This is a genomic window from Allomuricauda sp. CP2A (assembly GCF_001683915.1).
Taxonomy (GTDB): Bacteria; Bacteroidota; Bacteroidia; order Flavobacteriales; family Flavobacteriaceae; genus Flagellimonas.
In genome coordinates this window covers 64288-72542 of the sequence record NZ_LXTT01000034.1, presented here as the reverse complement: position 1 = coordinate 72542, position 8255 = coordinate 64288, and the positions used below count along the sequence as shown (strand labels likewise).

The 8255-nt window shown below is 43.2% G+C and carries 11 protein-coding genes; 4 read left to right on the top strand and 7 right to left on the bottom strand.

Annotated elements, in window-relative coordinates:
- Nucleotides 1–56: 56 nt before the first annotated feature.
- The 3 genes from A7D14_RS04720 to A7D14_RS04710 are packed head-to-tail and all read left to right on the top strand — an operon-like array spanning nt 57 to nt 1357.
- Complete coding sequence (locus A7D14_RS04720) at nt 57–320, top strand: hypothetical protein (RefSeq protein ID WP_083157980.1); 264 nt, start codon at nt 57–59, stop codon at nt 318–320.
- Nucleotides 317–583, top strand: coding sequence for a type II toxin-antitoxin system RelE family toxin (locus tag A7D14_RS04715; RefSeq protein ID WP_067030714.1), 267 nt, complete (start codon nt 317–319; stop codon nt 581–583). Before A7D14_RS04720 ends, A7D14_RS04715 begins: the two co-directional genes overlap by 4 nt.
- Nucleotides 584–589: 6 nt before the next feature.
- The gene (locus tag A7D14_RS04710; protein ID WP_067030712.1) at nt 590–1357 is read left to right on the top strand and encodes a UDP-2,3-diacylglucosamine diphosphatase; all 768 of its coding nucleotides are present in this window, start codon (nt 590–592) and stop codon (nt 1355–1357) included.
- Here A7D14_RS04710 and A7D14_RS04705 read toward each other — a convergent pair.
- From A7D14_RS04705 to A7D14_RS04690, 4 genes are all read right to left on the bottom strand, one after another.
- Nucleotides 1354–2610, bottom strand: a complete 1257-nt coding sequence (locus A7D14_RS04705; RefSeq protein WP_067030710.1) for an MFS transporter — start codon at nt 2608–2610, stop codon at nt 1354–1356. The genes A7D14_RS04710 and A7D14_RS04705 overlap by 4 nt on opposite strands.
- Nucleotides 2611–2616: 6 nt before the next feature.
- A complete protein-coding gene (recJ, locus tag A7D14_RS04700; protein ID WP_067030707.1) occupies nt 2617–4305 on the bottom strand; it encodes a single-stranded-DNA-specific exonuclease RecJ in 1689 nt (562 codons plus the stop codon).
- Nucleotides 4306–4341: 36 nt separating this feature from the next.
- Nucleotides 4342–4710, bottom strand: a complete 369-nt coding sequence (locus A7D14_RS04695; protein ID WP_067030705.1) for a four helix bundle protein — start codon at nt 4708–4710, stop codon at nt 4342–4344.
- Nucleotides 4711–4975: 265 nt separating this feature from the next.
- Nucleotides 4976–5398, bottom strand: a complete 423-nt coding sequence (locus A7D14_RS04690; protein WP_067030702.1) for an OsmC family protein — start codon at nt 5396–5398, stop codon at nt 4976–4978.
- A gap of 56 nt (nt 5399–5454) precedes the next feature.
- Between A7D14_RS04690 and A7D14_RS04685 the strand changes: the two genes are divergently transcribed.
- Nucleotides 5455–6057: a carboxymuconolactone decarboxylase family protein gene (locus A7D14_RS04685; RefSeq protein WP_067030699.1), complete on the top strand. Its 603-nt coding sequence runs from the start codon at nt 5455–5457 to the stop codon at nt 6055–6057.
- A 16-nt stretch (nt 6058–6073) separates the two neighbouring features.
- Here the strand turns inward: A7D14_RS04685 and A7D14_RS04680 are convergent, their stop codons facing one another.
- From A7D14_RS04680 to A7D14_RS04670, 3 genes are read right to left on the bottom strand one after another with little or no spacing between them, the layout of a single operon-like run.
- The gene (locus A7D14_RS04680; RefSeq protein ID WP_067030696.1) at nt 6074–6649 is read right to left on the bottom strand and encodes a uracil-DNA glycosylase family protein; all 576 of its coding nucleotides are present in this window, start codon (nt 6647–6649) and stop codon (nt 6074–6076) included.
- A gap of 38 nt (nt 6650–6687) precedes the next feature.
- Nucleotides 6688–7359, bottom strand: a complete 672-nt coding sequence (gene rsmI / locus A7D14_RS04675) for a 16S rRNA (cytidine(1402)-2'-O)-methyltransferase (RefSeq protein ID WP_067030693.1) — start codon at nt 7357–7359, stop codon at nt 6688–6690.
- Between the two features lie 53 nt (nt 7360–7412).
- On the bottom strand, nt 7413–8102 hold the full coding sequence (locus A7D14_RS04670; RefSeq protein WP_067030690.1) for a hypothetical protein: 690 nt from the start codon (nt 8100–8102) through the stop codon (nt 7413–7415).
- Nucleotides 8103–8255: the final 153 nt, after the last annotated feature.

Below are 8255 nucleotides of genomic sequence, written 5' to 3'. Positions count from 1 at the left end.
TATATAATATATATTTTATATATTTGAGTAAAATAGGGTTTTAGAGACCGAATTTTATGGAACATCAAATTAAAAAGCTTATTGAAGTTGACAAATCGCTTGTGGTAAAACTAAAAGTGCTTTCTGCTTTTGAAAACCTGAGCGTTAAGGCCTTAATGGAAAAAGCCATTGCTGAATACGTGAAGAAAAAAGAACTTGAGCGCTTCGAAAAACTCTCAGAAGAAGAGAAAGAAGACCTAGGGCTCCTACTTCTCATGCAACAAGCGGACAAAGAAGACTTTGTAAGTGAAGATGAGGTTTTCAAAATTCTTGATGAATGAAAATCAAATATCATAAATCACTTGAAAAAGATTTAAGAAAGATTAATGATAAAAAGATAAAACAAAGACTAAAACTTGTCATTCTAGAAATGAAAGAGGCCAATGTTTTGGATGAGATTACGTCTGTCAAAAAACTGTCAGGACACCCCAATGCTTTTAGAATGAGAATAGGCTCGTACCGTTTAGGTTTTTATTACGAAAACAATACCATCCTATTGTCTCGTTTTGTAAAGCGAAATGATATCTATAAACTTTTTCCTTAGACCAATTTGAAAAACATCACCCTTCCAAAAGGCAAAAAAGTCTATTTCGCCAGCGATAACCACCTTGGGGCACCTACCCGAAAGGACAGCTTGCCCCGGGAAAAGAAGTTTGTGGCCTGGCTGGACAGCATCAAACACGATGCCCATGCCGTTTTTTTAATGGGCGACCTTTTCGATTTTTGGTTCGAATACAAAACCGTGGTGCCCAAAGGCTTTACCCGTACACTGGGGAAATTGGCCGAACTTTCGGATATGGGCATCCAGATCACCTATTTTGTGGGCAACCATGATCTTTGGATGAATGGCTATTTTGAAGAAGAGCTCAACATTCCGGTGTACCATAAACCGCAGCAGTTTTTAATCAACGATACTTCTTTTTTTATTGGCCATGGTGATGGGCTTGGCCCTCACGATAAGGGGTTTAAACGCATGAAAAAGGTCTTTACCAATCCTGTGGCGCAATGGTTCTTCAAATGGCTTCATCCTGATTTGGGGGTTCGTTTGGGCCAACATCTTTCCGTAAACAATAAAATGATTTCAGGTGAGGCTGATGCAAAGTTTTTGGGTGAGGAAAAGGAATGGCTCGTTTTGTATGCCAAACGAAAATTGGAGCAACAGCATTACGATCATTTTATTTTCGGCCACCGTCATCTGCCGATGGAAATCAAACTCAACGAAAAATCGACCTACACCAACCTTGGGGATTGGATCAATTATTTCACATTTGCTGTTTTTGATGGGGAAAAACTAACGCTGGAAAAGTTGAAAAACTAATCCTTTTCATGCTCATCAATGTCTTTTTGAAGGTCCAACTTTCTAAACGAAGGTGAAACTATTGCCGTTGTTCCTGCTGTCAATAAGGTCATACAACCTCCAAAGACCACCGCTGTGACCGTCCCCAAAAGTTTTGCGGCCAATCCACTCTCAAAAGCGCCCAACTCATTGGACGATCCCACAAAAATTGAATTTACCGAAGCTACCCTTCCCCGCATATTGTCGGGGGTCTTTAATTGTAAAATGGTCTGCCGGATAATCATGGAAACCCCATCCACAGCTCCACTTAAGAACAAGGCAATCACAGACAACCAAAAAAGTTCCGAAAGTCCAAACACGATAATGCAAATTCCGAAGGCAAATACTGCCATCAATAATTTTTTACCTGCGTTTTTATGCAATGGAAACCGAGTAGACCCCAACATGGTGATGGACGCACCTACGGCTGGGGCCGCCCTCAAAATCCCAAATCCTTCAGAGCCCACATGCAAAATATCCTGGGCATAGATCGGCAAAAGTGCTACGGCACCACCAAAAAGTACTGCCACCATATCCAAGGTCAATGCCCCAAAAATGGCCTTGTTACCAAAGACAAAACGCAGGCCATCCTTTAAACTTTGCATGACAGGCTCGCCAATTTTTGGGTTTAAAATGGGTTTTTTTGGTATCTGTAATAGAAAAATAAGTGCTATCAATGAAAAGGCAAAGATGACACACATGGACCAATGCACCCCTATCCAACTAATGGAAAATCCTGCCAAAGCCGGTCCCAAAACCGCTGCCAACTGCCATGTGGAACTACTCCATGTAGCTGCATTTGGATAGATTTTTTTGGGAACCAATAAGGCAATCATGGCAAAAGTGGTAGGGCCCAAGAAGGCTCTCACCAACCCGCCCAAAAAGACCATGGCATAAATGGCAACCAATATTTTGCCGGACGACCAGGTATCTTCAAGGCCTGGCCAACTTAACAAAAATAGGCCAAGGCTAATTACTGAGAACCCAAGGATACAGGTAATCATAAGATTCCGCTTTTCCCGTTGGTCCACCACATGCCCAGCAAACAGGGCCATGCCAACAGCCGGGATCACTTCCATCAACCCAATGATGCCCAAGGATAAGGGATCCTTGGTCAAGGAATATACCTGCCATTCAATAACAATGAATTGCATGGACCAAGCAAAAACCAGCGCAAAACGCACTACCAAAAAAATGTTGAACTCCTTAAAACGGAGCGCAGCGTATGGATCCATAAATGTCTAGCGAATGTCTCTTAATTTCAGTTGAAGGCTCACCGATCCGTTCCATTCATTTTCATCCAACGAAAATACGGCATCAAAAGGTTTTTTATCCTTGACCAGGCTTAATTTATCTCCCAAATTAAAGCCAATGGCGCCAATAGGTCCAGACCCTTTCTGCGAAACGGATGCCTTTAGGTGTTTTTCATCTTCACCCACCCCTCTGGCATACCCGGTGTCCTGTAGTCCTTCAGCCATAAAAACCGGGGTCATATTGCCGGGACCAAAAGGGGCAAACTGCTTCAGGATGCGCATTAATTTTGGGGTAATTTGGTTGAGTTCCAATTGGGCATCAATGGAAATTTCGGGCTGTAACAAATTTGGGTCGATGGATTCCGCGACTACTTTTTCAAATTGTTGTTTGAAGGTTTCGTACTGTTCTTCCAAAAGGGTAAGGCCGGCAGCGTACATATGCCCTCCAAACTGCTCAATACAATCCGAACAGCCTTCCAAGGCATTATAGATATCAAAGCCCTTTACGGATCGGGCCGAAGCGGACAATTTATCCCCGCTTTTGGTAAAGACCAAGGTTGGCCTGTAATAGGTTTCTGTAAGTCGGGAAGCCACAATGCCAATGACACCTTTGTGCCAATGTTCATTATAAACTACGGAAGTGAACCTGTCTTCCTCAGCATTTTCCTGAATCTGCAATAAGGCTGCTTCAGTGGTTTCTTGATCCAGACTTCTTCGTTCTGAATTGAACGATTCTATCTCTTGGGCAAACTGTTGGGCGGTATTGAAATCGGTTTCCGTGAGCAAGGCCACTGCATGCTGTCCGTGCTTCATCCGACCTGCCGCATTAATTCGGGGGGCAATGATGAACACCACATCGGTAATGGTCAGGGTTTTCTTTTTGATTTGATCAATTAGGGCCAGAATCCCAATTCTGGGGTCGGTATTGATGACCTGTAGCCCAAAATGGGCCAGAATCCGGTTTTCACCTGTAATGGGTACAATATCCGCCGCTATGGCCGTCGCCACCAAATCCAGATAGGGAACAAGGTCTTCAATGGTTCTCCCTTGCCGGGAACCCAACGCCTGAATCAACTTGAATCCTACCCCGCACCCACACAGCTCCTTGTAGGGATATGGGCAATCTTCTTGTTTTGGGTCGAGAATGGCCACAGCATTGGGCAATACATTCCCGGGTCTGTGGTGATCACAAACAATCACATCAATCCCTTTTTCTTTGGCATATTGTACTTGTTTTATAGCTTTTATGCCGCAATCCAGTGCAATGATCAAGGTGACATCATTGTCCGCAGCAAAATCCATCCCTTGGAACGAGATGCCATAACCCTCCAAATAGCGGTCTGGAATATAGGTGGCCACGTTGGGATACGTTTCTTGCAAAAATGAAGCCATCAAGGCCACGGAAGTGGTGCCATCCACATCATAATCGCCATACACTAAAATATTTTCCTCATTTTCAATGGCCTGTTCTATACGTTCCACGGCTTTTTGCATATCCTTTAGTAAAAAAGGGTCGTGCAAATGGTCCAACTCAGGCCGGAAAAAAAGTTTTGCCTCTTCATAATTTCGGATGCCCCTTTGCAAGAGCAGGTGTGCCACTAAATCATCAACATTCAATTCCTTTGAAAGGTGATTTATAGCTTCTTGTGTAGGTTTGGGTTTTATGGTCCAACGCATAATTATTAAAGTTCAAGTGCAAGTTCAAGCTCAAGCTCAAGTTAAGATTTCGAGTTGCTTCTTATTTTTGATTATTGTAGCAGTGATTTTTATCAATTGTTCAACTTCATCCAATAAACTTATGCGCATTTCTTTATTGCCATAGCCTATTTCATTTAAAATTTTGAGGTTTACTCTTGATTCTTTCAGTTCCCTTAATGATATGGTAGCCCTGTGTATATAATCTTTTTTTGTGTGTGTTCCTTGGACCCCACCAAAATTTAAAGCCGCACTACCTACAGAACGAAGTAATTGATTTCCATAATATTGACTGCTAAAATCGTTGGATAAATCATAGCAAAAAGAAGTTATGCTAGCTGCCAAATCAACAAACCTTTCCTCTAAATCAAACTTTTTTTGGGTCATAAATCATTTTATTTGATTTTGAGGTTGACCTAGTTTTTAAATTGAATATCCGTAATCAATCATATTGCCCTGTCACTTCGAGCGCAGTCGAGAAGTTATTGGATTCAACGTCTCAAAAATAAGGTCTCGACTGCGCTCGACCTGACAGCTTTTTGTTTACATGATTGATTGCGGACAATCAGTTTTTTAAATATACACATTTACTCAAAATTGAGCTTCATGCTTGTACTTGGGTTTGAGCTTGAACTTGAACTTTCCCGTACTTTCATTTATGATGATACAGAATCTTAATGTCCATCTTGGCAAACTGTCTGAACATCTCCATAACACCACAGTATTTTTCTACCGATAGGTCCACAGCCTTTTTCAGTTTGTCCTCATTAAGATTGGAACCGGTAAAATGGTATTCCACAGTAACGGAATCAAAATACTTAGGGTGCTCCTCGGTAAGATTGGCAATGGTCTCAATGGAAAAATCATCCACTTCCAGTTTCATTTTCTTGATCAAAGAGGCAACATCCAATCCAGAGCAACCTGCCAATGAGGAAAGCATCAAAGCTTTGGGCCGCAACCCCGCTCCCGATCCGCCATTTTCAGGTCCAGCGTCAATTCTTACGGTATGTCCGGATGGATTATTACTTTCAAAGGCCATTTCGCCCAACCATTTGGTAGTGATGTGATTTGTCATACAATCAAATTTTTGTTTCTTGTAGCATATCAAAAATACGATTTAAAATCGCACTCATGGCCTTAGTCTCCCCTCTTGACCCCAATCATGACCCAGAAACCCGACAGCTGGCAGAATTTTTTAATGAAACCTTGGGTTTTTGTCCCAATTCAGTCTTGACCATGCAGCACCGGCCTGCCATTTCAAAGGCGTTTATCAACCTCAACAAAGCGGTCATGGCCAACGAAGGACGGGTCACTTCGGCCTTAAAACGCATGATCGCCTGGGTGAGCAGTAATGCCACGGGGTGCCGTTATTGCCAGGCCCATGCCATAAGGGCAACGGAGCGCTATGGCGCGGAACAAGAACAACTGGACAACATTTGGGAGTACCAAACGCATCCTGCCTTTTCGGAAGCGGAACGGGCAGCACTGGATTTTTCCTTGGCTGCCTCGCAGGTGCCGAATGCGGTAAACGCAGAAATCAAGGAACGGTTGTACCAGCATTGGAATGAAGGCGAGATTGTGGAAATGTTGGGGGTGATTTCCTTATTTGGCTACCTCAACCGTTGGAACGATTCCATGGGAACCTCCATTGAAAGTGGGGCCGTGGAAAGTGCCGAACAGTACTTGGGAAAACACGGTTGGGAGAAAGGGAAGCATGATGGGTCTAAATATTAGATAATAGATTTTAGACTTAAGATAAAAGACAGGTCGAAACCTTTTCCTGCAATTCTGGTAAAACATCCTCTTCAAACCACAGGTTTTTACGTAACCAAAACCGATTTCTGGGGGAGGGATGGGGCAACACAATATATCTGGGCAAATAGTTTTTATAGTTCTTCACGGTCTCAGTAAGGTTCTTTTTCATGGCATCCCCCAAATAATAGCGTTGTGCATACTGTCCGATAAGAATGGTCAGTTTTAGGTTCGGCATATCTTGGAACAAAGGGTCATGCCATAAGGGGGCACATTCAGATCTTGGGGGCAAATCCCCAGATTTTCCCTTACCAGGGTAACAAAATCCCATGGGAATCAGGGCAAATAAACGCTCATCATAGAATTGCTCATCAGTAACACCCAGCCATTTCCGAAGTTGTTTTCCGCTCGGGTCATCCCAAGGAACCCCTGTCTGGTGTACTTTGGTACCGGGAGCTTGGCCAATGATGGCGATTTTGGATTCTGGATGGGCCGCAACAATGGGTTTTGGCCCCATAGGTAAATGGTCCCTGCAATGGGAGCAGTCTCTTATTTGAGCAAGCAGTTGGTCCATACTTTTTATAGGTCGTGAAACAGCGCGGTTGCTAACACCTATTTTTTTCCACCGACCACGATCACAAATTCTCCCTTGGGTGGATGGTTGGTAAAATGTTCCAACACTTCCGCAAGGGTGCCCCTAACAGTTTCTTCGTAGAGCTTGGTGAGTTCACGGGATACGGAAGCAGGTCTGTCCGCTCCAAAATAGTCCACAAATTGGGTCAAGGTTTTGATGAGCTTGTGTGGGGATTCATAAAAAACCAAGGTGCGGGATTCTTCGGCCAATTGTTCCAATCGGGTTTGACGGCCTTTTTTTATGGGCAGAAATCCTTCAAACACAAAACGGTCATTGGGCAGTCCGCTGTTCACCAACGCAGGGACAAAAGCTGTGGCTCCGGGAAGGCATTCCACCTCAATCCCATTTTCAACGCAAGCGCGAGTCAATAAAAATCCTGGGTCGGAAATTGCAGGTGTCCCCGCATCAGAAATAAGGGCCAAAATAGCTTCTCCCTTTAGTTTTTTTACCAATGCATCGACCTGTTTGTGTTCATTGTGCATGTGGTGGCTCTGGAGCGGGGTGTTGATTTCAAAATGTTTGAGCAATTTTCCGCTGGTCCGGGTATCCTCGGCCAGTATCAAATCCACTTCCTTCAAAACCTTTATGGCCCGAAGGGTGATGTCTTCAAGATTTCCAATTGGGGTCGGAACCAAATATAGTTTTCCCATGGACCTAAGTTACGGCCTTCCTTTTAAAAAAATGTTCCAGTAGTCCGTGTTGATTAGGCAAACCTACGCCCGATCAGGGCAAGAAGCCGCGCTTCATATTCCTCCTTACCTTCCCAATTATCGTACTCGGGTTTCACCATGTTGGTGATAAAGGCAATGGAACGCTCCTCGGTCTCTATGGTGTTCAATTGGGACAACACTCGGGTATAGTCCTCCATATTGCCATTGAACAGGTGTTTTACAAACGCTAATTTGTCATTGAGCCCTATTTGGAGATCTTTTACAAAAGTATCGTTCAAGGATTTTGATTTGCTCTTCTGTTCGGGGTGTTCAACCGTTTCAGCAACCCCAACATGTTCCTTATCATTTTTCATCAAGTCCGGTTTGGCCACAAACTCAGCAAAAACCTGTTCCAAAGCTGTTTCAGTGGGCATTTCAGACACCATGTCCTTTATGGTTTCCATGCCCGGGGTCATGATATCCTCTTCATGTGGATTGCTTTCAGGCACTGAAATATTTCCACTCAATACCGCATTGGCCACTTTCTCAAAACGTGAGGCGATCACATTTTTGGAAACATCCACCTCAACATCGCTCAATTTCTCATCAATAAACTTGAGGACCGCTAATTTCTCATATATTTTTCTGGACTTGTCGTACAATTCCGCTAAATCTTGATCTTCTCTGGCCGTGATAATCTCCGTAGACAATTTAATCAGTTCCTCCCTTAATTTCCGTATCATAGCTAACTTTCTTTATTATAAAAATATAATCATTTTATGTTTACCCTTGCGAACAAAAGGTTAAATTTTAACGCAACTGCCGTGGGTGCTTTTTTTTAGTAGCTTTGTGTTTCGTTTTCTATACAACGGAAAATCACACAATTTCGTTCAAAA

What these genes read in the sequence shown, in the direction of transcription:
- rsmI (WP_067030693.1), bottom strand. Translation starts at nt 7,359, where the DNA reads ATGGGAAAACTATATTTGGTTCCGACCCCAATTGGAAATCTTGAAGAC.
- A7D14_RS04690 (WP_067030702.1), bottom strand. Translation starts at nt 5,398, where the DNA reads ATGACAAATCACATCACTACCAAATGGTTGGGCGAAATGGCCTTTGAA.
- recJ (WP_067030707.1), bottom strand. Translation starts at nt 4,305, where the DNA reads ATGCGTTGGACCATAAAACCCAAACCTACACAAGAAGCTATAAATCAC.
- A7D14_RS04720 (WP_083157980.1), top strand. Translation starts at nt 57, where the DNA reads ATGGAACATCAAATTAAAAAGCTTATTGAAGTTGACAAATCGCTTGTG.
- A7D14_RS04685 (WP_067030699.1), top strand. Translation starts at nt 5,455, where the DNA reads ATGGCCTTAGTCTCCCCTCTTGACCCCAATCATGACCCAGAAACCCGA.
- A7D14_RS04680 (WP_067030696.1), bottom strand. Translation starts at nt 6,649, where the DNA reads ATGGACCAACTGCTTGCTCAAATAAGAGACTGCTCCCATTGCAGGGAC.
- A7D14_RS04705 (WP_067030710.1), bottom strand. Translation starts at nt 2,610, where the DNA reads ATGGATCCATACGCTGCGCTCCGTTTTAAGGAGTTCAACATTTTTTTG.
- A7D14_RS04670 (WP_067030690.1), bottom strand. Translation starts at nt 8,102, where the DNA reads ATGATACGGAAATTAAGGGAGGAACTGATTAAATTGTCTACGGAGATT.
- A7D14_RS04715 (WP_067030714.1), top strand. Translation starts at nt 317, where the DNA reads ATGAAAATCAAATATCATAAATCACTTGAAAAAGATTTAAGAAAGATT.
- A7D14_RS04695 (WP_067030705.1), bottom strand. Translation starts at nt 4,710, where the DNA reads ATGACCCAAAAAAAGTTTGATTTAGAGGAAAGGTTTGTTGATTTGGCA.